The following is a 24,231-nucleotide window of genomic DNA, read 5'->3' as shown; positions in this document are numbered from 1 at the left end:
ACCCTCTTAATTTCATTGATTTTTATTTTGCAATATTATCGAGCAGCAGTTTTGAAAAGATCGATATTGTCTAATGCTTTACCCGTTCCAATTGCTACGCAATCTAATGGGTCTTCTGCAACAAGAACTGGCATATTTGTTTCTTCACTAATTACTTTATCTAAATTACGTAGTAATGCTCCGCCACCTGTTAATACGATACCACGGTCCATAATATCTGCCGCTAATTCAGGTGGAGTTTTCTCTAACGTATTTTTAACAGATTCTACAATGGCATCTACTGTATCTTTTAATGCATCTGCAATTTCTTCTGGTTGAATTAGTACTGTTTTTGGTAAACCACTTACTAAATCACGACCGCGAATTTCCATAGGCTCGATACCTTCTGGCTCGCCTGCAGAACCGATTTCTAATTTTAATGCTTCAGCTGTTCTTTCACCGATCATTAAGTTGTAGCTTTTCTTAATGTACTGAATGATTGAATCATCCATATCATCACCAGCAACACGAACTGATTGACTTGTTACAATACCACCTAAAGAAATGATTGCAACTTCTGTTGTACCGCCACCGATATCAACAACCATGCTACCAGTTGGTTCCCAAACAGGTAAGTTTGCACCAATTGCTGCTGCAAATGGTTCTTCGATAGGATAAGCATCACGAGCACCAGCTTGACGAGTCGCATCAATTACTGCACGTCTTTCTACAGCTGTAATACCAGATGGTACACATACCATTACATAAGGCTTACGTGAGAAGAATCCATTTGATTTTTGAGCTTGTTGAATGTAATATTTCATCATTGTTGCTGTTGTTTCGTAATCAGCAATTACACCGTCTTTCATCGGGCGAAGTGCCACAACGTTTCCTGGTGTACGACCAATCATTTGTTTTGCATCGCTACCTACAGCAACGATTTGTTTCGTATCAGTTTGTAACGCTACTACTGAAGGTTCACGTAAAACTACACCTTTTCCCTTTACATATACAAGCGTGTTCGCAGTTCCTAAGTCTATTCCAAGATCGCGAGTAAAGCCACCAAATCCAAACATATTATTTATCTTCCTTTCTTGTTTTCACGGACTCATTTTTTCTTACTTTATATTATAAAAACAGTACGTTTTTTATATCTTTATCCTTTTTGTAGATAATTTTCTACAAAAAACTCATAAATCACATTATAAAACAAAATAAGTAAAAAGCATAGTCTTAAATATGACCTTTTTCCTTTAAACTCACGAATTTATGGTCACCTATTATAATATGATCGAGCACTTCAATTCCGATAATTCGGCCGCATTCTACTAAGCGTTTTGTTACTTCAATATCTTCTCGGCTCGGCGCGGGATCTCCTGAGGGATGGTTATGAAGACATATGATAGAGGCTGCTGCACGGCGAAACGCTTCTTTAAAAACTTCCCTTGGATGTACAATTGATGAGTTTAAACTTCCAATAAAAATCGTCTGCCTATGTATAACTTGATTCTTTGTGTTCAAATATAGACATACAAAATGCTCCTGCTGCAGGAAGCGCATTTCTTCCATCATATATGTGGCGCAATCTTCCGGGCTTCGAATGCTGTATCTATTTTGATATTCTAAACGCACCATTCTTCTACCGAGTTCAAAAGCAGCTATAAGCTGAGTTGCCTTCGCAACCCCGACACCATGTATACTGACAAGCTCTTCTAACGTTGCATCTTTCAACATACGTAAACCATCAAAATGATGTAAAATTTTATCTGATAACTTCAAAACTGTTTCTTCTTTAGAACCTGTTCTGAGTAACACTGCAAGAAGCTCCCGATTGGATAAACTTCCAGCCCCTTCTAACAATAAACGCTCCCGTGGCTGTTCTTCTTTGACAACATCACGAATACCGTTCATTTCTCCACCCCTTTATTTGTTCTCTCAAAGAAAATCCCATGCAATTTTACGCATGGGTTACATCAATATTAAATTGTTTTAATTCCCGAACAAGACGTGAAATTGGTAACCCAACTACACTATAGTAGTCTCCTTGAATATGTTGAACAAAAATAGATCCTTTACCTTGAATCCCATAACTTCCTGCTTTATCCAAAGGCTCTTTCGATGCAATGTATGCATCAATTTCCTCTTCTGTTAATTCCCAAAACGTAACTTCTGTACGCTCGTAAAAAGTGACTGTTTTGTCCTTTGCTATAATTGCAACACCAGTATACACTTCATGTGTTTTCCCTGATAATAATTGCAACATTTCTTTCGCCTCAGCCTCATTAGATGGCTTTCCAAGAATACGCGACTCATATGTAACAATTGTGTCTGCACCTAACACAATATGATCACTGTTATTTTCTGCTACCGCAGATGCTTTTTGCAGGGCAAGGGACATAACAATATCAGAAGGCGATGAATACGCACCAATCGTTTCTTCTACTTCACTTACAACAATTTCAAATGGCACACCCGCTAGCTCAAGCAATTCCTTCCTGCGAGGTGATCCTGAAGCTAAAATAATTTTTTTCATATTTTCTCCTTCCTTTCTCACATGAAGCAGAATCATTTATATCAATCGTATCAAAGGAATAGTTTGTCCACAAATAAAAGAAATATTATTTTCTCTAAACAAAATAATACTTCCTTACTAAAACACGATTATATTCCTGTCATAGAGAAAGCACTTTACTCTAAATTCAAAAGAAAAGAAAGAAGCATCTACACTTCTTCCTTCGTCATTTCATTATCCTATTATTTCACCTTTTGTGAAACAATTTTTTCGTATGAAAGTATACCATCAATGATAACTTGATTTAATTTCGCTAAAGATTCCTTATCACCTTTTCCGTCCTTCACTGTTTGCACAGCTACTGACGTGTACATATACAATTTCTTCGCTTCTTCCTGCTTCATACTTTTCCCTTCTTTTTCAATCGCTTTCCACTCTTTTTCGATTGCACTTATATCTTTTGCATTACTTTTTTCACTAGCTTGTACGCTAGAAGCATATTTTGCTAAATGAGTATATAATGGCTGTACTTTTGTTAAAAACGCCCCAACTTCTTTATCATCTTTAAGTAACGCTTTATCTGTTATATCCCAGTCCTTTTTCAATACGGAGACATTATCATTTTTATACTGCGTCATTAATTGGTTTATGCCTTGTTCATCGCTAGCAATACCAACAACTAATGCATACTTATCACCGCTCGGTTTTAAGGCTGCTACACCTCCATTACCTTTCCACTCTTCAAGAGCGGCCTGTCCCTTTTCTTCAGAAGAATAGATTCCTCCTTGAACAAAAAATAATTTCATTGGATCTAATGACGTTCCTGTCTGTGCTTTTGTCTTTTCCTCTTTTGGTGCTGGTGTTTGTTCTACCGTTCCGCCCACCTTTGATTCTTCCTTTCGCATCTGCTTCGAAGCTGTTACTTCGCTTCCTCCTGTCGCACCTTGTCCTTTCAGTAACTGTAGCATCCCCATCCCAAACGCCGTACCAATAATAATTGCAGTTGCAACGATTGCAATTAACGTATTGCTCCACTTCTTTCGATTTTTTTCCGTAGACGCTACTTTCGATTTTTGAAACGGAACAACGTTTTTTGGCCTTTCACTTTCTACTACCATCCAGTCAAATTCATCTTTCTTCTTCTCCTCATACTTCGCTTCTGTTCCATTCACTTTCACTGAGATCGTTCGTGATTGCTTGTCCATACACTCACACCTCACCTCTTATCGTTGTCCGCATCATATCATATTCATTTCACAAAAAAACGAGATATTTGTCAGAGGAATTCGCCAAATAACCCTATATATTTATCTTATATGTATGCATTTGACTTCATTTGTAGAACAAAAAAACTAGATAGCAAAGACTATCTAGTTTTTTTCGCGAATATATTTTCGAACTTCCGAAATGAAATAAAGAGAACCTGTTATGATAAAAACATCATTTTCTCCAAGCATTTCAACCTTCGTATCAATTGCCTCTTTCCAATTTTCAAAAACTAATTTTGACCCTTCCTTTGCATACGATGCAAGTTTGTCAGCAGAAATAGCACGATCAAAGGCGAATGTTGTAAAAATAATTTCATCGGCGATGCTTTCTAATTGACCTACCATATTGTGCAATTGTTTATCACCAAGGGCAGTAAATAAAACTATTACATTTTTATCTTTGTAATGTGATTCTACCGTTTTCACAAGACTTTCAATACCTTCTGGGTTATGAGCACCATCTATAATAATATCCGGATTACTTTGCAGTTTTTCAAAGCGCCCCACCCAATACGCTTCCTGTAATCCCGTTCTTATTTCTTCTTCCTCAATTAAAAATGATAAGTATGTTTTTACATACATGACTGCCATAAGCGCAAGTGCTGCGTTTCCTACTTGATGGCTGCCTTTCATTGAAATTCGCACATCTTCAAAAGAGGCGAAAGGACAAGTGAAATCGAAATGTTCTCCATCTTCGCTAGACTGTTTATGTAACGATGTAAAATGGTTGCCCATCTCGTATACATTTGCATGATTTTCCTTTGCAACTTTTTGAATGACTTGCAGCGCTTCCTCATCTTGCACACCAGTAATAACCGGAACACCAGACTTAATAATTCCCGCCTTTTCATATGCAATTTCTCCTAATGTATTACCTAAAATATGCATATGATCGTGACCGATATTCGTAATAATCGTGAGAACTGGATGAATCACATTCGTAGAATCAAAGCGCCCTCCAAGCCCTGTTTCAAATAAAACAACATCACAGAAATTAACTTTACCGAAGTAACAAATTGCCATAACAGTAATAATTTCAAACTCAGTCGCTTCCCCTAAATCCGTCTCATCTAGTTTTTCAACGACTGGCTTTACCATCTTTACAAGTTCAGTAATCTCTTCATCTGCAATTGGTGTTCCATTCACACTAATACGCTCGTTAAATGTTTCAATATAAGGGGAGGTAAATGTTCCTACCTTATATTTTGCATTTTCTAACATGTAGCGCATATATGTTAACGTTGAACCTTTTCCATTTGTACCAGCAAGGTGAACACATTTTATGTGACGCTCTGGATTTCCGAGCTCTTCTAGCATCCATCTCATTCTTTCTAATCCCGGTTTAATACCAAATTTCAACCGGCTATGAATCCAGCCTATCGCTTCTTCGTATGTATGTATCACGTATGCTTTCCCCTTTCAAAAGACAACCTTCATATTCCTATTATACGCAAAGAAAAGAGACTCACCAATATAGTGAGCCTCTAAAAAATATTTTACTTTTCAAGATCTGCTAGACGTTGGCGAACTGCTTCGCGTTTTTCTAGGTAATCTTGCTCTTTCGCACGCTCTCCTTCAATAACTGCTGCAGGAGCTTTCGCTACGAAACCTTGGTTTGAAAGTTTCTTCTGTACACGTTCTACTTCTTTATCGAACTTCTCAAGTTCTTTCTCAAGACGCGCTCTCTCTTCATCAAGATTGATAAGATCAGCTAACGGTAAGAATAACTCTGCACCTGTTACGATTGCAGTCATCGCTTTTTCTGGCGCTTGTAAATCCGTTTGAATTGTTAACTCGCTTGGGTTACAGAAACGCTCAATGTAAGAGCTATTTTTCGTAAGCTGAGCAAGTACAGCCTCATCTTTTGCTTTAATTTGCATTTGAACTTTTTTGCTCATTGGCGTATTAACTTCTGCACGGATGTTACGAACAGAACGAATGATATCAACTAGAAGGTGCATTTCTGCTGCAGCTTCTGCATCTTGTAAATCTTCGCGTACTGTTGGCCACGCTGCTACTGTAATAGATTCGCCTTCGTGCGGTAAATGTTGCCAAATCTTCTCTGTTACGAATGGCATGAATGGGTGTAATAGACGCATTGTTTGATCTAATACGTAAGCTAAAATAGAACGAGTTGTTTTCTTAGCTGCTTCATCTTCACCGTATAGAGGAAGTTTCGCCATTTCAATGTACCAGTCACAGAAATCATCCCAGATGAAGTTGTATAATGAGCGACCAGCTTCACCGAACTCATATTTATCCATGTTACGTGTTACGCTTTCGATTGTTTCATTTAAGCGAGTTAAAATCCACTTATCTGCAACTGATTTTTCACCAGTTAAATCGATTTCTTCATATTTCATGTCATCCATGTTCATTAATACGAAACGTGATGCATTCCAAATTTTATTAATGAAGTTCCAAGTAGATTCTACTTTCTCCATGCTGAAACGTAAGTCTTGACCTGGTGCACTTCCCGTTGATAAGAAGAAACGCATTGCATCTGCACCGTACTTCTCGATAACTTCCATTGGGTCAATACCGTTACCAAGAGATTTACTCATTTTACGTCCTTGCTCATCACGAACTAAACCGTGAATTAATACATCTTTAAATGGACGCTCGCCTGTAAACTCTAAACCTTGGAAAATCATACGAGATACCCAGAAGAAGATGATGTCATAACCCGTTACTAGTGCATCAGTTGAATAGTAACGTTTGAAGTCCGCTGCATCTTCATTTGGCCAACCAAGTGTTGAGAATGGCCATAACGCTGAACTGAACCATGTATCAAGTACGTCGTTATCTTGATTCCAATTTTCAATATCTGCTGGCGCTTCTGTACCTACGTATACTTCACCAGTTTCTTTATGATACCAAGCTGGAATGCGGTGTCCCCACCATAATTGACGAGAAATACACCAGTCGTGAATGTTTTCCATCCAACGTAAATATGTGTTTTCGAAACGATCTGGTACGAACGTTACTTTCTCTTCTTCTTTTTGCTGAAGCGCTACTGCCTTCTCAGCAAGTGGAGCCATTTTTACGAACCATTGTGTTGATAAGTAAGGCTCAACAACTGCACCACTACGCTCACTATGGCCTACTGAATGCATATGAGGCTCGATTTCTACTAATACGCCCGCTTCTTGTAAATCTTTCACTAACGCTTTACGACACTCGAAACGATCCATGCCGTTATACTTACCAGCTTTTTCGTTCATCGTTCCATCTTCGTTCATTACTAAGATACGTGGTAAGTCATGACGGTTACCTACTTCAAAGTCATTCGGGTCATGAGCTGGCGTAATTTTTACAACACCTGTTCCGAAATCTTTTTCTACGTACTCATCAGCAATAATCGGAATCTCACGGCCTACGATTGGAAGTGTAACTGTTTTTCCGATTAAATGCTTGTAACGATCATCTTCTGGATGAACCGCTACCGCTGTATCACCAAGCATCGTTTCTGGACGAGTTGTTGCAAGACGAATGTGACCAGATCCATCTGTTAACGGATAGTTCATATGGTAGAATGCACCTTGAACTTCTTTATGAATTACTTCGATATCAGAAAGAGCTGTGCGTGTTGCCGGGTCCCAGTTGATAATATATTCACCGCGGTAAATTAAGCCTTTTTCGTATAATTGAACGAATACTTTATTAACCGCATCAGATAAACCTTCGTCTAATGTGAAACGTTCGCGAGAATAGTCTAGTCCTAAACCAACTTTCCCCCATTGTTGACGAATGTGAGAAGCGTATTCTTCTTTCCATTCCCAAGCCTTTTCAAGGAATTTCTCACGGCCAAGATCGTAACGTGAAATACCTTCTTCACGAAGTTTCCCTTCTACTTTCGCTTGTGTTGCGATACCCGCATGATCCATTCCTGGAAGCCACAATACATCGTAACCTTGCATACGCTTCGTACGAGTTAAAATATCTTGAAGAGTTGTATCCCAAGCATGACCTAAGTGTAACTTACCAGTTACGTTCGGAGGTGGAATTACAATTGTATACGGTTGTTTCTTCTCGTCTCCTGTTGCTTCAAAATATTTGCCTTCTAGCCACCACTGATAAAGGCCTTCTTCAACGGACATATGATCATATTTAGTTGGTAAATTCTTTTCCGTGTTTGACATTATTTTCCCTCCTTAAAATAAAAAATGCCCCTCATCCAAAAAAAGGACGAGGGACATCGCGGTACCACCTTTATTTACAAACAAATTCAGGAATTTGCTTATACTCTTAATTTGATAACGGACAAATCCGTCTTTTCCTAATGAGAACTACTCCGTTCAGAAAAGATGCTCCAGGGCTACCTTCTAACATAACTATCTAGAGAATCTCCCAGCTAATGATTCTCCTCTCTGAAGACGTTTCTTGTTATACTCTTCCCCTTCAAGGCATTTATATGATTGTTAATTATTATATACAATAGTGTAAAAAACGAAACCTTATTCGTCAAGATAAATTTAAGACTACAGCTTTTTGAGTAAAAAAAGAAGATAAGTAGCATCCCCTACTTATCTTCTTTATCCGTTCCCTTGCTGGGCAGCTTGTAATTGTGAAAGAAAATATTCTATATTACTAACGAGCCAATGCGCTTGTTGCAAACTCTTTACTCCGAGAAGTTCATTTTCCTCATTACGCCGCTCTCTTCTTTTCTTATAAGACTGGATTTGCCGAATAAATTGCGATGGATACGTCATATACGCAAACATGAGTAGTTGTTCTTCTTTCGTAAAAGGGAAGTTTTTTTGATACATTTGATACCATTCAAACCGATCACTTCGCGCAATTGGATATGTGTTTAACGACCGAGAATAAAACCCTACAATATCTTGCACAGGTGTTGCAAACTTCGATTTTTCTAAACTAATAAAATAGCCATTCCGTTCATAATCAAATAAAAAATGATTAAGCGATACGTTACCATGTACAAAAGTAATGCGCGTTGTTTCTTTTTCTTTCATCGCATCGTTCCACTCATTTAATTGCTTCGTTGCAAACTCACGCGCTCTCATTACATGATGATAGTACGTACAATACTGCAATTCAAACGGAGACATATACCACTTCGCTTCCGATTCTACAAGAAACTCTTCTAACATCTCTCCATCATTTTCCCAGCGATTGGATATATTTGTATAATGTTTTTCTAAATCCTCTTCTGTATACGTTTCTTCTTTTACCGTTTTTTGGTGCAACGTTCCGAGAGTCTGAAACATTTTATGGTATTGATCATTATCCTCGCCGTTGCCTTCCGCACGCTCTAACCAAGGCATTAAATAATAATTATACGTACCATCACTTAAAATATAATTTCCGTCCGTCGCATGGTATATAGGTACATAATTTGAAAAACCTTTCTCCTTCAAATATTGAATATGATGCAAAAAATTATTCCGCTCTAACTTCCTGCCTTCTATTTTCTTGAGCGCATATGGACCTTGATTCGTATAAATTTTCGTCACACTTCCGTGCTCTTCCATATGCTGCGTATCCAATCTATATTGCCTTACAATGGGTTCATAACGATTTCGTAATTCCATATCCATACGAATAACCCTTTCTATTCAAAACATAGCCTTTAGAAAAATAAGTGAGTGAAAACACTCACTTATTTCGCTTTTGCTCTTGAAACAGGAATATAAATAATTTGTCCTGTAGTTAAATATATATCTTCTGTTTGATTGACACGGTATAAGTTTTGTACAGATGTTTCATAACGTTCTGCAACAGATTCGATCGTATCTCCTTCTTGCACAAAATACATTCGTAACTTTGTAAATTCTTCTTCCGGTTCTTTCGTAAATAATTTTGTTAAATAAAGCGCATTTTCATCCCGCTGTGAATACGTTTCCTCTTCTTGTACTTCTTGTTTTTTCGCTTGTTCTTTCTTAAAATCTTTTCTTCCGAACAATTCAAATTGCGGCGTTGTTTCTTTCTCCTCTTCACGCTCTACAAATTCATGTTCTTCTATTTCCTCTTCTTCTACTTCCTGCTCTTTTCTTTCTTCTAGTTGGAACGGTTCAAATGCGTAATCTTCCCACTCATCTGATTCCTTATAGGCTGGCTCTTCGACTTGTGGCGTTGGTCTAGTTTCATGCTCTTGCGCAGAATCATCCTCTAACTCAGCATACGCGGTTTCTTCCTCTTCATCCTCAATTCTTTCTTCATCACATAAACCTGTAATAGATATATCCGCTAATAATTGTAAGCAACCATTTTCCTTTAGTTCATAATCAAATTCCTCGATAGATACATATAATTCTTCAATTACTTTCACACGGTTTCTTGGGATTGATATTTCAAGCGGGAAGGAATGAACAAGTTCATTAACCCCATCTTCTCTTGTTTCTACATAATCAATGGACTTCGCTGGCGATAGATCTCTTAATGAATAAGCTGAATCATCTTTTCGTGCAACATACTCTCCCGTTAAATCTAATTGCCCTCTCACAATTACCTCATGATCAAGCTCTTCTATCTCAACGTCTGGATCTAACGAAATTGACAAAAGTTCTTCGACTTCCTGTCCTTTTTGGAACCAAACAGATTCTTTTAATGAAAAACGTAATGAATGATCTGTTGCCACTTCTTTTCCCCCTCCCAAACTATATGTCATTACAGATTTATGTACGGAAAGCTGACTTTATGAATAAAAAAAATCGCCCCCCCTTACGGAGAGCGATTTTCTTTATTCAATTAAGCTTTTAATTTTGACATTGCAATTTCAGCCGCTGCAATTGTCGCCTCAATATCTGCATCACTATGTGCTGTCGATAAGAATAAACCTTCAAATTGGGATGGCGGTAAAAATACACCTTGTTCTACCATTTCACGATAGTAAGCCGCAAAGAACTCTAAGTTTGAAGATTTTGCTGCGTCGTAATTAATAACTGGTTCATCTGTAAAGAAGATACCAATCATAGAACCCGCACGATTGATATGATGCGGAATGCCATGTTTTTCAGCCGCTTTACGTAAGCCAGCTTCTAGCATTTCAGCTTTACGCTCAAATTCTACATACGATTCTGGCGTTAACTGTACTAACGTTTCATAACCTGCCGCCATTGCTAGTGGGTTACCTGATAAAGTACCTGCTTGATAAATCGGTCCGCTCGGTGCAACTTGGCGCATAATTTCTGCTTTACCACCGTATGCTCCTACCGGTAATCCACCACCGATTACTTTACCTAAACAAGTTAAATCAGGTGTTACACCGTAATAACCTTGTCCACAATTATAAGCAACACGGAATCCTGTCATTACTTCATCAAAAATAAGCAATGCACCATTTTGCTCTGTTACTTCACGAAGACCTTCTAAAAATCCTGGTTGCGGAGGAACAACCCCCATATTCCCTGCTACTGGTTCTACAATGACACAAGCAATATCATCACCGAATTGTTCGAAAGCGTATTTCACACTTTCTAAATCGTTATACGCTACTGTAATCGTATTTTTCGCTACACCTTCTGGTACACCAGGGCTATCTGGTAAACCTAGCGTTGCTACACCAGAACCCGCTTTAATTAATAACGAGTCACCATGACCGTGATAACAACCGATAAATTTCAAAATTTTGTTACGGCCTGTATAACCACGAGCTAAACGTAGCGCACTCATTGTCGCTTCTGTTCCAGAGTTAACCATACGCACAATCTCAATTGATGGAACACGCTCAATAACAAGTTTTGCTAATTTATTTTCAATTTCCGTTGGAGCACCGAAGCTCGTACCTTTTTCAGCAACAGCTTTTAAAGCCTCAACAACACGATCATTTGCATGACCATGAATTAATGGACCCCATGATAATACGTAATCGATGTATTCATTTCCATCGATATCATATACTTTAGAGCCTTTTCCACGCTCCATAAACAACGGATTCATACCGACAGACTTAAAGGCACGAACTGGGCTATTTACGCCACCAGGCATTAAATCTTGAGCCTCTTCAAACGCTGCAATCGACTTATCAAACTTTTTCATTATTTAGCGCCTCCTTCTTGTAACCATCTTGCTGCATCTTTCGCATGATACGTAATAATTAAATCTGCTCCTGCGCGTTTCATACTAATTAATTTTTCAAGTACAACTTCTTTTTCATTAATCCACCCATTTTGCGCTGCCGCTTTAATCATTGAATATTCACCGCTTACGTTATAAGCAACGACTGGTAAGTTAAAGTTATTTTTCACATCACGAACGATATCTAAGTAAGAAAGAGCTGGCTTTACAATTAAGAAATCTGCCCCTTCCATTACATCTGATTCTGCTTCACGGAATGCTTCCATGCGGTTCGCTGGGTCCATTTGATATGTTTTACGATCACCAAATTGCGGTGCACCGTGCGCAGCATCACGGAATGGTCCGTAAAATGCTGATGAATATTTCACAGCGTATGACATAACTGGTACATGTCCAAAACCATTTTCATCTAATGCGTGGCGAATTGCTGTTACGAATCCGTCCATCATGTTTGATGGCGCAATAATGTCCGCCCCTGCTTTCGCTTGACTTACAGCTGTTTTTGCAAGAACTGCAAGAGACTCGTCATTTAAAATAATACCATCTTCAATTACACCGCAATGACCATGGCTTGTGAATTGACATAAACATGTATCCGCAACTACTACTAGATCAGGGAATTCACCTTTAATTTGCTGAATCGCACGTTGCACAATTCCATGATCACAATATGCTGATGATCCAACTTCATCTTTTTCAGCAGGTAAACCAAATACAATAACAGAACGAATACCTAAATCAACAACTTCTTGCATTTCAGCTTGCAATAAATCTAAAGATATTTGATATACGCCTGGCATAGAAGGCACTTCATTACGAACATTTTCTCCTTCTAATACAAAAATAGGGTAAATAAAATCTTCCGTATGTAAAAACGTTTCACGCACAAGCGCACGCATGCCCCTGCTTTGTCTTAAGCGACGATGACGATTAAATTGTAAAGAGTTCATAGATTTCTATCCCCATTCTTTTATTTTATAGATTCACAAACACATTGTATTAATGCTTCTACAGTGTACTCTTTCGGCATAATAATATGCGGAAAATAAAGGCTCGCCTCTTTTTCCGTAATAGGCCCTATACAAGCAATTGTACATTTTTTTGTCCATTCTCTCCAGTTTGTACCCTCAAGTAAACGAACAAAACTAGTAACAGTGGAAGGGCTCGTAAATGTAATAATGTCTACTTTCCCTACTTCTAACGCTTCTATAAGCTCTTGCTTTTTCTCTACATTCTCTTTCGTACCATATACGATAAGCTCATCTAGAGAAACACCCATTTCACGAAGCGCAACTGGAATTACGTCTCTTGCTAAATTCCCTTTCGGAAATAAAATGCATTCGTTTCCACTTAGTCTTTTTACAAACTCTTCTGCAAATACTTCTGCAACAAATGAAGTTGGAACGAAGTCCACTTCATAGCCTCGCTTTTCTAACTCTAACTTTGTTTTCACGCCTACTGCAGCAATTTTAGTCGTTACAGGTAGCTTCTGTCTCAAACGATCTAGAAAAAAAGCTACCCCATTTTTACTCGTAAAAATAACCCAGTCATACGAATGTAACTGCCCTGCTATATGTTGAATTTGCCTATGAGACATACCTTCCATACGCAAAAGCGGAATTTCCAATGGAATTCCGCTCTTTTCTTTCACCGCTACACTCATTTGTTTTGCTTGATGCTGGGCACGCGTAACCAATACCGTTTTGCCAGCGAGAGCATTCATACTTATTGTTGCCCCTTATTTGCAGCAAGAATAAGTTCTTTTGCACCTTGTTTTATTAAACGGTCCGCAGCCTCTAATCCTACTTTCTCTGGATCAGTTCCTACTACTGTCTCTTTCAATAAAACAGAACCGTCCATAGACCCGACAAGAGCTGTTAATTCGATTGCATCGTTTTCTGTAAGAGTTGCATATCCTGCGATCGGCACTTGGCATCCACCTTCAAGTTTATGAAGAAATACGCGTTCTGCTGCCACTGTTTTTTCTGTTACTCCATCATTCATATGAGCTAACAACTGCAGTAAATCTTTATCATCCTCACGACACTCAATCGCTAATGCACCTTGTCCTACAGCAGGTACACATAACGTCTCATCTAAATGTTCTGTAATAACTTCATTATCCCAGCCCATTCTTTGTAATCCCGCTGTCGCTAAAATAATTGCATCGTAATCTTCTTCTTTTAATTTGCGTAAACGTGTATCGATATTTCCGCGAATCCACTTCACTTGTAAGTCTGGTCTCGCAGCGAGTAGTTGTGCACTACGTCTTAAACTACTCGTACCTAAAATAGCGCCTTCTGCTAACTCTTTAAACGACGCTCCGTTTTTTGAGATAAAAGCATCACGAGGGTCAACACGCTTTGGTGTACAACCAATCATTAATCCCTCTGGAAGTACGGCCGGCATATCTTTCATACTATGTACAGCCATATCAATTTCTTTCGTAAGTAGCGCATGTTCAATCTCTTTCACAAACAAGCCTTTGCCACCTACTTTTGAAAGAGTAACATCTAAAATAACATCGCCTTTTGTGACGATTTCTTTCACTTCAAATTCATATGGTAAACCTAGCGCTTTTAACTGATCAATAAACCAATTTGTTTGCGTTAATGCTAATTTACTCTTTCGTGACCCTACAATAATTTTGCGCATAATTTTCTCTCCTCATTATAAATACCAAAAGTGGAAGTTGGATAAACTGCTTAATAGAAAAATATTAATTAGCATTACGAGAAATGCTCCGATGTTCCACTGCACGATTTTCTTCCCTTGCAACACATCTGCCGCTCGTAAATATAGGCCAGCACAATATACAAATAGAACGACAAAAGACCCGATTACTTTCGTATCATACCAATGGAAATTGTCCAATTTTGTATATCCCCATATGCATCCTAATAAAATAGCTAGTAAGAAAAATGGAACAGAAAATAAATTTAATCCGTAAGACATCGATTCTAGCTTCGGTAAATTCCCTAACCTTCTTAATCTCGCATTCCATTTTTTCTTTTTTAATAGGCGATATTGCAATAAATACATAATAGAAAAAATGAACGATACAGTAAAAGTTGCATAAGAAATAATAGCCATACCGACATGTACATATACAAGCTCCGAAACTAATTGCTCTGCAAGTACCGGCGACATCTTTCCAAGCGGCGTAAAAATAGAAAAAGCGCTTACGCCAAATGCAACAACATTTGTAAAAAAGACTAAAAAATCGATTCTCATAAATCGATTAATGACTAACGACATCGTAATCAATAGCCAAACATAAAAATAAATGCCTGATAATAAGGTTAAAAGAGGATTCGTTTCTGAATCTGTAGCTCTAAGCAACATAAAAATAGAATGCAGAACCCATACAATCGAAAGTAACCAAAAAGCAAATCGGTTCGCCTTTCGGTTACTTTGGAAATAATCTATAAAATATAAACTAATGCTACAAGCATATAAAATAATTGCAATATGATAAATAATACTGTTATTTAAAAAACTCATCCGATCATCCTTCCAAATTATAAAGATGGAACGGATGGTGTCCACGCTCTTTTATGTTCTACTTCTTCCGCACGACTCTCTACGTCTTCCATTTCTAAATCGAAAATCTTTGCAAATAACGCTAATTTTTCGTCTGCTCCCTCTTCAGCAGCTATTTCTTTCGCTACTAAAATTGGGTCTTTTAATAATTGATTAATAATACTTTTCGTATGCTTACTAATTACTTTTCTCTCACGATCACTAAGAGTTGGTATTTTTCGTTCCAGACTTTCCATCGTTTCACTTTGAATAGCAAGTGCCTTATCACGAAGAGCTGATATTAACGGAACGACACCAAGTGTACTTAACCACGTTTTAAATAAAACAATTTCCTCTTCAATCATAAATTGAATTTTCTCTGCTTCTTTCAAACGCTCAGCACGGTTCGCTTCTACTACTCCTTGCAAATCATCAATGTCATACAAGAAAGAACCTTCTAGCTCATCAATTGCTGGATCAATATCACGCGGCACTGCAATATCAACCATAAATAATGGACGACCAGAGCGCATTTTCTCTACCTTTGTCATCATCTCTTTCGTAATGACATAATCCGATGCACCAGTTGAACTAATTAAAATATCAGCTTCTAATAATGCACATTGTAATTCACTTAAAGGTTTTGCGTGTCCCATATATTTCTCAGCCATTATTTCTGCTTTTGAAAGCGTTCTATTCATGACTGTTACTTTACGAGCACCACTTCCATATAAGTTTTGCAGTGCAAGTTCACCCATTTTACCAGCTCCGAGAATAAGTACGTGACAATCTGTTAACTCGCCGAATATTTTTTTCCCAAGCTCAACAGCAGCATAACTAACAGACATCGCACTTTCACCAATTGTCGTTTCTGAGTGAGCACGTTTCGCTAATGTAATGACTTGCTTAAACAATTCATTAAAAATTGTCCCTGTTGCTTTTACTTGCTGCGCTTCTAAAAAGCTATCTTTTATTTGACCTAAAATTTGCGTCTCTCCAACTACCATAGAATCTAAACCGCACGTTACGCGGAATAAATGATCGATTGCACCATCTTGTTCAAAAATAGTTAAATATGGTGCGACTTCTTCTATTTCAAGCTGAAACCAATCAGCTAAAAACTTCTTAATATAATACCGTCCCGTGTGTAATTGATCGACAACAGCGTAAATCTCAGTGCGATTACAAGTTGATACAATGACATTCTCTAACACGCTCTTTTGCTTTTGTAATGTCGTCATTGCTTGCTCTAGTTCTGTTGCCTGAAATGTGAGTTTCTCACGAAATTCTACAGGGGCTGTTCGATAATTTACACTAACAACAAGAATATGCACGCAGCATGTCCCCCTTCACCCGTTTTATCACTTTATCTACTATCATAATACAACTTTCCTCTTATGAATCTGACAATCGTGTGAACAACCGATTATTTTTTTATTTATTCTCCATATGTAAGAAAGGAGATTCAGTAAAATGAATAAAAACTTTCTACTTTATAATGATTATAAAATAATAACTCTATTTGTACGTTACCAAAAAAAGTCCTCATAATCAAGTGATGGAAACTATTCCATATGAATTATAACATCATCTTTCCTATCTTCTTTCATCATGAAGGAAAATATGTATGATTGTTCCAAATTGTAGCACAAACTTTCTCAATACAATGTATTTGACATTGTATTTCTTTTCCGTTATATTGGTTTTACAAAATTAAATTGTGCACAACTTAATAAGAAAGGAGTTATGTATGGTAAATAATTCTTTACATCTAGATAACCAACTTTGTTTTTCTATTTACGCCTGTTCTAGAGAGGTTACACGCTTTTACCGACCGTATTTAGAAGAAATGGGCATTACGTATCCACAGTATATTACTTTACTCGTACTATGGGAGCAAGATGGACTAACAGTAAAAGAAATTGGAGAACGTCTATTTTTAGATTCAGGTACGTTAACACCTATGCTAAAACGAATGGAATCATTAAACCTTGTAAAACGCGTTCGTTCCAAAGAAGATGAGCGAAAAGTATGTATTGAATTAACAGAACAAGGTAAAGATTTACAAGACAAGGCTTGTTCATTACCGACAACAATGGCTACAAATTTAGGAATTACAGAACAAGAATATCGTTCTTTATTAATTCAATTAAATAAACTAATTGAAACAATGAAAACAATTAATGATAGAAAAGGGGAATAAACATGGATAAATTATATACTGCTTCAGTAACTGCTACAGGTGGAAGAAACGGAAAAGTAGTTTCAGATGATGGCATATTAAATCTTGATGTAAAAATGCCGAAAGCACTAGGTGGTGCAGGCGGAGAGGCAACAAATCCAGAACAACTATTTGCTGCTGGTTATGCTGCTTGTTTTGATAGTGCGTTACAACTTGTCATTCGTACAAAACGTGTGAAAGTAGAAAGCACAGAAGTAACTGCTCACGTTTCTATCGGAAAAGATACAGACGGTGGTTTCGGCCTATCCGCTGTGCTTGATGTACATGTTGCCGGCGTCTCACATAGCGAAGCACAAGAACTTGTAGAAGCCGCTCACGGTGTATGCCCTTACTCTAAAGCAACAAGAGGAAATATTGAGGTTACATTAAACGTACGCTAAAAAAATTAGTAAAACAAAAAACGCGCGACATTCGTCACGCGTTTTTTGTTTTTGTAAATTTATGAATTGCTTTCCATGCTTCTTCTTTTCCAAGTCCTGTTTCAGAAGAGAATAGAACGACTTCATCGCCACTTTCAATATCAAGCGTTTCTTTAACAACTTTTAAATGCTTTTGCCATTTCCCTTTCGGAATTTTATCGGCTTTCGTTGCAATAATAATTGTTGGGATGTCATAATGCTTTAAGAAATCATACATCATTACATCATCATTTGTTGGTTTGTGACGTAAATCAACTACTAGTACAGCTGCGTCTAATTGCTCACGTGTTGTAAAGTACGTCTCAATCATTTTACCCCAAGCTGCGCGCTCCGTTTTAGATACTTTCGCATATCCGTAACCTGGAACATCCACAAAGTGCATCATCTCATTAATTAAGAAGAAGTTTAATGTTTGTGTTTTCCCTGGTTTAGAAGAAATACGCACTAACTTTTTACGATTTAAAATTTTATTAATAAATGAAGACTTCCCGACATTGGAACGACCCGCTAATGCGATTTCTGGTAAGTCACCGTCTGGATATTGTTCTGGTTTAACAGCACTAATTACAATGTCTGCTTTTGTTACTTTCATTGTTTCACTCCTACTAATGCGTGCTCCAATACTTCATCTAAATGAGATGCAAGCACAAACGTAAGGTTTTCTTTTACGCTCTCTGGAATATCATCTAAATCTTTCTCATTTTCCGCCGGTAAAATAATCTTTGTTAAACCTGCGCGGTGAGCACTTAATGTTTTTTCTTTTAAACCACCAATCGGTAATACACGACCACGAAGTGTAATTTCACCTGTCATCCCCACTTCTTTACTTACAGGAATACCTGTTAGTGCAGAAATAAGTGCTGTTGCCATCGTAATACCTGCTGACGGTCCATCTTTTGGAACTGCTCCTTCTGGAACATGAATATGAATATCATTTTTCTCATGGAAATCAGGATCAATCTGAAGCTCTTCTGCACGAGAACGAATATAGCTAAACGCTGCTTGTGCGGATTCTTTCATAACATCCCCAAGTTTCCCTGTTAAAATTAATTTCCCTTTACCTGGCGCTACGGACACTTCGATCGCCAGTGTATCGCCACCTGCTGCTGTATACGCTAAACCTGTCGCCATACCAACTTGGTCTGTTTTTTCAGCTTGCCCATAACGGAATATGTGCTTACCAAGTAAATCAACAACATTTTTCTCTGTTACTACAATACGCTTGCGTTCTGCTGTAACGATAATCTTTGCTGCTTTACGACAAACTTTTGCAATTTGGCGCTCTAGTGTACGAACACCAGCCTCACGTGTATAATAGCGAATCATTTCAAGAAGCGCTTCATCACGTACTTGTAAATTACCTTTTCGTAAGCCATGCTCTTTTAATTGTTTCGGCAATAAATGTTCACGAGCAATATGAACTTTTTCAAGTTCTGTATACCCAGCAATCGAAATAATTTCCATACGATCAAGTAATGGGCCTGGAATACTGGAAAGTGTATTTGCAGTTGCTACAAACATAACCTTGGATAAATCATATGGTTCTTCAATGTAATGATCACTGAAGTTATGGTTTTGTTCTGGATCTAACACTTCAAGTAATGCGGCTGATGGATCTCCACGGAAATCGTTAGACATTTTATCAATCTCATCTAATAAAAAGACTGGATTAACTGATTTCGCCTTTTTCATACCTTGAATAATGCGTCCTGGCATTGCTCCAACGTACGTACGGCGGTGACCACGAATTTCAGATTCATCACGTACACCACCAAGGGATACACGGACAAAATTACGATTTAATGATGTTGCAATGGAACGCGCTAACGAAGTTTTTCCGACCCCAGGAGGTCCTACTAAACAAAGGATAGGTCCTTTTAATGAATTTGTTAACTTCTGTACCGCTAAATATTCAAGTACGCGCTCTTTCACTTTCTCAAGACCGTAATGATCTTTGTTTAAAATCTCTTCAGAATGAGCAAGATCAATTATATCCTCTGTTGCTTCTGTCCACGGAAGCGCTAATAACCAATCGATATAATTTCGAATTACACCGCTCTCCGCAGAACTGGCTGGTAACTTTTCATAACGATCTAATTCTTTCAGCGCAGCCTTCATTGTTTCTTCAGGCATTCCTGACTGTTCAATTTTCTCACGAAGTTCTTCAACTTCCCCGCCCTTACCTTCTTTATCGCCAAGTTCAGTTTGAATCGCCTTCATTTGCTCACGTAAGAAATATTCTTTTTGCGTGCGCTCCATTGAACGTTTCACTTTTTGTCCAATTTTCTTTTCTAAACTAAGTAATTCTTGTTCATCTTGAATAATTGAAATAAGTGTATGTAATCGTTCTTTCACAGATATAATCTCTAAAATCTCTTGTTTCTGCTTCGTTTTAATTGGCAAGTGAGAAGCAGTTAAATCAGCTAATCTTCCTGGCTCTTCTACATCAGCTACCGTTGCAAATGTTTCATTTGAAACTTTTTTCGAAACTTTAATATATTGTTCAAAATGCTCCAGTAATGTACGCATAAGGGCTTTCTCTTCTAAATCAGCTTCCACTTCTTCCGTTATCGTTTTAATAGAAACTTGCACTACATTTTCTTCTTCGATAAACTCTACTACTTCTGCTCTATGTAAACCTTCTACAAGGACACGAAGCGTACCGTTAGGCAATTTTAACATTTGCTTCACTTTCGCCACTGTACCTACACTATATATGTCATCTTCTTTCGGATCATCGATATTCATTTCTTTTTGCATTGCTAAAAAGATGATATTTTCATCCATTGCCGCCTGCTCTAGTGCTTGTATCGATTTATCACGTCCTACATCAAGATGCAGAACCATCGTTGGATATACGAGAACGCCTCTTAATGGTAGGAGGGGCACGATTCTTTCATTCGTATTCATACTAGACATAGCACCTCCATAATAAATTAAACTCCTGTTCAACTATTTTATATTACAATACATCTAGATGCAATTGCAGAGATTCTCCGCAACTGTAAATCCCTCGTTTTTTCTCCCTTATAAAAGAAAAAAGACTCCGCTTAAGCATACAAACTTAAACGAAGTCTGGCAAATACTATTATCGTTCATTCTCACATTGATTGTGCATCTGTTTCGTCTATCGTAGTATGTACATCAAGCTCTCGATGTATATTTTCCTGTATAAACGTTAGCTCAAATACTTCCTTCAGCTTCCGAACAGGAATAATTTCAATTCCTTTTATTGTATACAAAAATGGTTGCATGTTTTCAGCAGGAATGATAACTTTCTTAGCTCCTGCCTTTTTCGCAGCTTTTATTTTTGCGTACACACCACCGATAGGTTTCACTTCCCCGTGTATACTTATCTCACCAGTCATCGCTACCTCATTATTCACATACGTATGATGCACTGCTGAATACACGCCTGTTGCCATAGCAATTCCCGCCGAAGGCCCATCAATCGGGATACCACCTGGAAAATTAATATGTATATCGTACCCTTCTGGCAACACATCTAGAGATCGAAGTACTGTTAATACATTATCTACAGAACCTTTCGCCATACTTTTACGACGAATGGATTTCGTTTGACTACCAATACTTTCCTCTTCAACAATTCCGGTAACATTTACCGATCCTTTATCTTTCGCCTTGATTGCTGTTACTTCAATTTCTAATAACGCGCCTGTATTTGGTCCGTATACAGCAAGTCCATTTACAAGACCGATTCTCGGAATAGGGTAAATGCGTTTTTCATACTTCGGTGTGAGCTGACTAGAGTGAACAACCCACTCTATATCTTCATCTTTAATGAAAGGACGTTCTTCATTTATTGCCATTCCAGCAGAAATTTGTACAAGATTAATCGCTTCTCGCCCATTTCTCGCATACATCCCAATCATTTCAATACCATTTTCACCGATTTGCATTTCCACTTTGTCAGCCGCATTCTTCGCTACTTTTTGAATTTCTTCTGTATCTAACTCACGGAAGAACACTTCTAAACAGCGCGACCGAATAGCAGGAGGTATCTCATCTGGCGAACGTGTCGTCGCCCCAACTAAGCGAAAATCGGCTGGTAAACCTTTTTGAAAAATATCATGTATATACGTTGGAATCATCGTATTTTCTTCACTATAGTATGCACTTTCCAAAAACACTTTTCGATCTTCTAGCACCTTTAACATTTTGTTCATTTGAATCGGATGTAGTTCACCTATCTCATCAATAAACAAAATACCACCGTGAGCATCTGTTACCGCACCTTTTTTCGGTTGCGGAATACCTGCTTGCCCCATCGCACCAGCACCTTGATAAATTGGATCATGCACCGAACCGATTAAAGGGTCTGCAATACCACGTTCATCAAACCGAGCTGTCGTCGCATCCAGTTCAATAAATGTTGCATTTGTGCGAAATGGAGATTTTGGATTTCGTTTTGCTTCTTCTAATACAAGACGTGCTGCCGCTGTCTTTCCTACACCTGGTGGACCATATATAATCACATGTTGCGGGTTTGGACCACAAAGAGCCGCTTTTAACGACTTAATCCCGTCCTCTTGCCCCACAATATCTAAAAAGGATGTAGGACGCACCTTTTCCGCAAGCGGCTCTGTTAAAGAAATCTCACGCATTTTACGAAGCTGTTCTAATTCTTTTTTTGATTCTCGATCAATTGAAACTTTTTGTGTTCGCTGATTTCGAAGTAAATGCCAAAAATACAATCCGACAATTACACCAAAAACAAGTTGAACAAGTAAAAATATATTTGTCCAGCTCATCATTTATTTCCTCCCGCAATGTTTTATCTCTTAGTATTTCCGCGGAGGAACATAGCTAAACATAAAGAAAAACAGCAATTATAAAAATTGCTGTTTCCCCTTCGCATTATGCAGATGTTTTTGTATCAAGTACAGTACCGTCTTGTAACACCAATTTTGGCGCTGCATTATCAGCTACTGTTTCTTTTGTAAGAATACACTTCTCGATATCTTTGCGAGATGGTAGCTCGAACATTACCTCAAGCATTAAGCCTTCAATAATAGAACGAAGTCCACGAGCACCTGTTTTACGTTCAATTGCTTTTTTCGCAATCTCAATTAGTGCACCTTCTTCAAACTCTAACTCAACATCGTCAAGCTCCAATAGTTTTTGGAATTGCTTAACAAGTGCATTTTTCGGTTTCGTTAAAATATCAACAAGAGCATCTTCATCAAGCGGCTCTAGGTTCGCAATAACTGGAAGACGACCGATAAACTCTGGAATTAAACCAAATCTTAAAAGGTCCTCTGGTAATACGTGAGATAAAACATGCTTCTCATTTACATCAGCATTTTTCTTCTCAGAACCAAATCCAATTACTTTTTCACCAAGACGACGTTTAATAATTGGCTCGATGCCATCAAACGCTCCACCACAGATGAATAAGATATTCGTTGTATCAATTTGAATAAACTCTTGATGCGGATGCTTACGGCCACCTTGAGGTGGAACGCTTGCTACAGTACCTTCTAAAATTTTCAGAAGTGCCTGCTGCACACCTTCACCAGATACATCACGTGTAATTGATGGATTTTCGGACTTACGTGCCACTTTATCAATCTCATCAATATAAATGATTCCTTTTTCCGCTTTCTCTACATCATAATCAGCTGCTTGGATTAATTTAAGTAAGATGTTTTCTACATCTTCCCCAACGTACCCAGCTTCCGTTAAAGATGTTGCGTCCGCGATTGCAAATGGAACATTTAAAATACGCGCTAACGTTTGTGCCAGTAATGTTTTACCACTACCTGTTGGCCCGATAAGTGCGATATTACTCTTCGCTAATTCTACATCATCAATTTTGCTGTTAGAATTAATGCGTTTGTAATGGTTATATACCGCTACCGCTAGTGCTTTTTTCGCGTTATCTTGTCCGATGACATACTCATCTAAGATTTCACGAATTTCTACCGGTTTCGGTACATCTTTGAATTCTACTTCTTCGTCTTTCGCAAGCTCCTCTTGTACAATTTCAGTACAAAGTTCGATACACTCGTCACAAATGTAAACACCTGGACCTGCAACTAACTTTCGAACTTGCGTTTGTGTTTTACCACAGAAAGAACATTTTAATTGCCCTTTTTCATCATTAAATTTAAACATATTTTCACACCCCTTACAAAGTGCTAACCTCTTGCCTTCGTATGTACACGATAAATGTATCGTATGTAAATACATATTATGTCACTACGTGGCGAGAAATACAAATAATAT

At 37.9% G+C, this 24,231-nt stretch carries 20 protein-coding genes and 1 other annotated feature; of the genes, 2 read left to right on the top strand and 18 right to left on the bottom strand.

Going from position 1 to position 24,231, the window contains the following annotated elements:
• Window positions 1–35 precede the first annotated feature (35 nt).
• The 14 genes from mreB to hemA all read right to left on the bottom strand — a co-directional run bounded on the left by mreB (window position 36) and on the right by hemA (window position 16,655).
• Entirely contained in the window at window positions 36–1,055 is a 1,020-nt protein-coding gene (mreB, locus tag PDK19_RS01385; RefSeq protein WP_000466737.1) for a cell shape-determining protein MreB, read from the bottom strand.
• A 157-nt stretch (window positions 1,056–1,212) separates the two neighbouring features.
• Window positions 1,213–1,890 (bottom strand): DNA repair protein RadC, encoded by a 678-nt coding sequence (radC, locus tag PDK19_RS01380; protein WP_001013385.1) that lies wholly within the window; start codon window positions 1,888–1,890, stop codon window positions 1,213–1,215.
• A gap of 46 nt (window positions 1,891–1,936) precedes the next feature.
• Complete coding sequence (locus tag PDK19_RS01375; protein ID WP_000720486.1) at window positions 1,937–2,512, bottom strand: Maf family protein; 576 nt, start codon at window positions 2,510–2,512, stop codon at window positions 1,937–1,939.
• A 221-nt stretch (window positions 2,513–2,733) separates the two neighbouring features.
• Window positions 2,734–3,696 carry a hypothetical protein gene (locus PDK19_RS01370; RefSeq protein ID WP_016718601.1) on the bottom strand — a complete coding sequence of 321 codons (963 nt, stop codon included), beginning with the start codon at window positions 3,694–3,696 and terminating at the stop codon, window positions 2,734–2,736.
• A gap of 165 nt (window positions 3,697–3,861) precedes the next feature.
• A complete protein-coding gene (locus tag PDK19_RS01365; protein ID WP_270706483.1) occupies window positions 3,862–5,163 on the bottom strand; it encodes a bifunctional folylpolyglutamate synthase/dihydrofolate synthase in 1,302 nt (433 codons plus the stop codon).
• Between the two features lie 92 nt (window positions 5,164–5,255).
• On the bottom strand, window positions 5,256–7,901 hold the full coding sequence (locus tag PDK19_RS01360) for a valine--tRNA ligase (protein ID WP_000072228.1): 2,646 nt from the start codon (window positions 7,899–7,901) through the stop codon (window positions 5,256–5,258).
• A 39-nt stretch (window positions 7,902–7,940) separates the two neighbouring features.
• Window positions 7,941–8,173 (bottom strand) — a binding site (T-box leader).
• A gap of 121 nt (window positions 8,174–8,294) precedes the next feature.
• Window positions 8,295–9,320, bottom strand: coding sequence for a spore coat protein YsxE (ysxE, locus tag PDK19_RS01355; RefSeq protein ID WP_000367002.1), 1,026 nt, complete (start codon window positions 9,318–9,320; stop codon window positions 8,295–8,297).
• Between the two features lie 62 nt (window positions 9,321–9,382).
• Complete coding sequence (gene spoVID / locus PDK19_RS01350) at window positions 9,383–10,360, bottom strand: stage VI sporulation protein D (protein WP_000179722.1); 978 nt, start codon at window positions 10,358–10,360, stop codon at window positions 9,383–9,385.
• Between the two features lie 110 nt (window positions 10,361–10,470).
• Window positions 10,471–11,760, bottom strand: coding sequence for a glutamate-1-semialdehyde 2,1-aminomutase (gene hemL / locus PDK19_RS01345; protein ID WP_000712926.1), 1,290 nt, complete (start codon window positions 11,758–11,760; stop codon window positions 10,471–10,473).
• Window positions 11,760–12,749: a porphobilinogen synthase gene (gene hemB / locus PDK19_RS01340; protein ID WP_049113907.1), complete on the bottom strand. Its 990-nt coding sequence runs from the start codon at window positions 12,747–12,749 to the stop codon at window positions 11,760–11,762. The genes hemL and hemB overlap by 1 nt, the downstream gene beginning before the upstream one ends.
• A 20-nt stretch (window positions 12,750–12,769) precedes the next feature.
• A complete protein-coding gene (hemD, locus tag PDK19_RS01335; RefSeq protein ID WP_000992368.1) occupies window positions 12,770–13,522 on the bottom strand; it encodes a uroporphyrinogen-III synthase in 753 nt (250 codons plus the stop codon).
• Window positions 13,523–13,524: 2 nt separating this feature from the next.
• Window positions 13,525–14,454 carry a hydroxymethylbilane synthase gene (gene hemC, locus PDK19_RS01330; protein WP_001226411.1) on the bottom strand — a complete coding sequence of 310 codons (930 nt, stop codon included), beginning with the start codon at window positions 14,452–14,454 and terminating at the stop codon, window positions 13,525–13,527.
• Between the two features lie 15 nt (window positions 14,455–14,469).
• Window positions 14,470–15,303, bottom strand: a complete 834-nt coding sequence (locus tag PDK19_RS01325) for a cytochrome C assembly family protein (protein ID WP_000008996.1) — start codon at window positions 15,301–15,303, stop codon at window positions 14,470–14,472.
• Window positions 15,304–15,320: 17 nt separating this feature from the next.
• Window positions 15,321–16,655, bottom strand: coding sequence for a glutamyl-tRNA reductase (gene hemA, locus PDK19_RS01320; protein WP_000547872.1), 1,335 nt, complete (start codon window positions 16,653–16,655; stop codon window positions 15,321–15,323).
• 416 nt (window positions 16,656–17,071) lie between these two features.
• Here hemA and PDK19_RS01315 point away from each other — a divergent pair, with 416 nt between their 5' ends.
• Window positions 17,072–17,524, top strand: coding sequence for a MarR family winged helix-turn-helix transcriptional regulator (locus PDK19_RS01315; RefSeq protein WP_000247913.1), 453 nt, complete (start codon window positions 17,072–17,074; stop codon window positions 17,522–17,524).
• 2 nt (window positions 17,525–17,526) lie between these two features.
• Window positions 17,527–17,943 carry an organic hydroperoxide resistance protein gene (locus tag PDK19_RS01310; RefSeq protein WP_000359781.1) on the top strand — a complete coding sequence of 139 codons (417 nt, stop codon included), beginning with the start codon at window positions 17,527–17,529 and terminating at the stop codon, window positions 17,941–17,943.
• 34 nt (window positions 17,944–17,977) lie between these two features.
• Here PDK19_RS01310 and ysxC read toward each other — a convergent pair whose 3' ends face one another.
• The 4 genes from ysxC to clpX all read right to left on the bottom strand — a co-directional run bounded on the left by ysxC (window position 17,978) and on the right by clpX (window position 24,120).
• Window positions 17,978–18,574 carry a ribosome biogenesis GTP-binding protein YsxC gene (gene ysxC / locus PDK19_RS01305; RefSeq protein WP_000869113.1) on the bottom strand — a complete coding sequence of 199 codons (597 nt, stop codon included), beginning with the start codon at window positions 18,572–18,574 and terminating at the stop codon, window positions 17,978–17,980.
• On the bottom strand, window positions 18,571–20,901 hold the full coding sequence (gene lon, locus PDK19_RS01300) for an endopeptidase La (RefSeq protein ID WP_270706477.1): 2,331 nt from the start codon (window positions 20,899–20,901) through the stop codon (window positions 18,571–18,573). The genes ysxC and lon overlap by 4 nt, the downstream gene beginning before the upstream one ends.
• Before the next feature lie 182 nt (window positions 20,902–21,083).
• Window positions 21,084–22,754: an ATP-dependent protease LonB gene (gene lonB / locus PDK19_RS01295; protein ID WP_029141203.1), complete on the bottom strand. Its 1,671-nt coding sequence runs from the start codon at window positions 22,752–22,754 to the stop codon at window positions 21,084–21,086.
• Window positions 22,755–22,860: 106 nt separating this feature from the next.
• Window positions 22,861–24,120 carry an ATP-dependent protease ATP-binding subunit ClpX gene (clpX, locus tag PDK19_RS01290; RefSeq protein ID WP_000472282.1) on the bottom strand — a complete coding sequence of 420 codons (1,260 nt, stop codon included), beginning with the start codon at window positions 24,118–24,120 and terminating at the stop codon, window positions 22,861–22,863.
• Window positions 24,121–24,231 lie beyond the last annotated feature (111 nt).

This window comes from Bacillus cereus group sp. BcHK124, from assembly GCF_027712065.1.
Taxonomy (GTDB): domain Bacteria; phylum Bacillota; class Bacilli; order Bacillales; family Bacillaceae_G; genus Bacillus_A; species Bacillus_A pacificus.
The sequence above is the reverse complement of the archived record's forward strand: the minus strand, read 5'-3'. Positions and strand labels throughout refer to the sequence as shown.

Bases quoted from the DNA above. Each gene is read 5' to 3' on its own strand.
- ysxE (WP_000367002.1), bottom strand. From the start codon at position 9,320: ATGGATATGGAATTACGAAATCGTTATGAACCCATTGTAAGGCAATAT.
- PDK19_RS01375 (WP_000720486.1), bottom strand. From the start codon at position 2,512: ATGAAAAAAATTATTTTAGCTTCAGGATCACCTCGCAGGAAGGAATTG.
- hemL (WP_000712926.1), bottom strand. From the start codon at position 11,760: ATGAAAAAGTTTGATAAGTCGATTGCAGCGTTTGAAGAGGCTCAAGAT.
- mreB (WP_000466737.1), bottom strand. From the start codon at position 1,055: ATGTTTGGATTTGGTGGCTTTACTCGCGATCTTGGAATAGACTTAGGA.
- hemD (WP_000992368.1), bottom strand. From the start codon at position 13,522: ATGAATGCTCTCGCTGGCAAAACGGTATTGGTTACGCGTGCCCAGCAT.
- radC (WP_001013385.1), bottom strand. From the start codon at position 1,890: ATGAACGGTATTCGTGATGTTGTCAAAGAAGAACAGCCACGGGAGCGT.
- PDK19_RS01325 (WP_000008996.1), bottom strand. From the start codon at position 15,303: ATGAGTTTTTTAAATAACAGTATTATTTATCATATTGCAATTATTTTA.
- PDK19_RS01310 (WP_000359781.1), top strand. From the start codon at position 17,527: ATGGATAAATTATATACTGCTTCAGTAACTGCTACAGGTGGAAGAAAC.
- hemB (WP_049113907.1), bottom strand. From the start codon at position 12,749: ATGAACTCTTTACAATTTAATCGTCATCGTCGCTTAAGACAAAGCAGG.
- PDK19_RS01370 (WP_016718601.1), bottom strand. From the start codon at position 3,696: ATGGACAAGCAATCACGAACGATCTCAGTGAAAGTGAATGGAACAGAA.
- hemC (WP_001226411.1), bottom strand. From the start codon at position 14,454: ATGCGCAAAATTATTGTAGGGTCACGAAAGAGTAAATTAGCATTAACG.
- PDK19_RS01315 (WP_000247913.1), top strand. From the start codon at position 17,072: ATGGTAAATAATTCTTTACATCTAGATAACCAACTTTGTTTTTCTATT.
- ysxC (WP_000869113.1), bottom strand. From the start codon at position 18,574: ATGAAAGTAACAAAAGCAGACATTGTAATTAGTGCTGTTAAACCAGAA.
- lon (WP_270706477.1), bottom strand. From the start codon at position 20,901: ATGTCTAGTATGAATACGAATGAAAGAATCGTGCCCCTCCTACCATTA.
- PDK19_RS01360 (WP_000072228.1), bottom strand. From the start codon at position 7,901: ATGTCAAACACGGAAAAGAATTTACCAACTAAATATGATCATATGTCC.
- clpX (WP_000472282.1), bottom strand. From the start codon at position 24,120: ATGTTTAAATTTAATGATGAAAAAGGGCAATTAAAATGTTCTTTCTGT.
- lonB (WP_029141203.1), bottom strand. From the start codon at position 22,754: ATGAGCTGGACAAATATATTTTTACTTGTTCAACTTGTTTTTGGTGTA.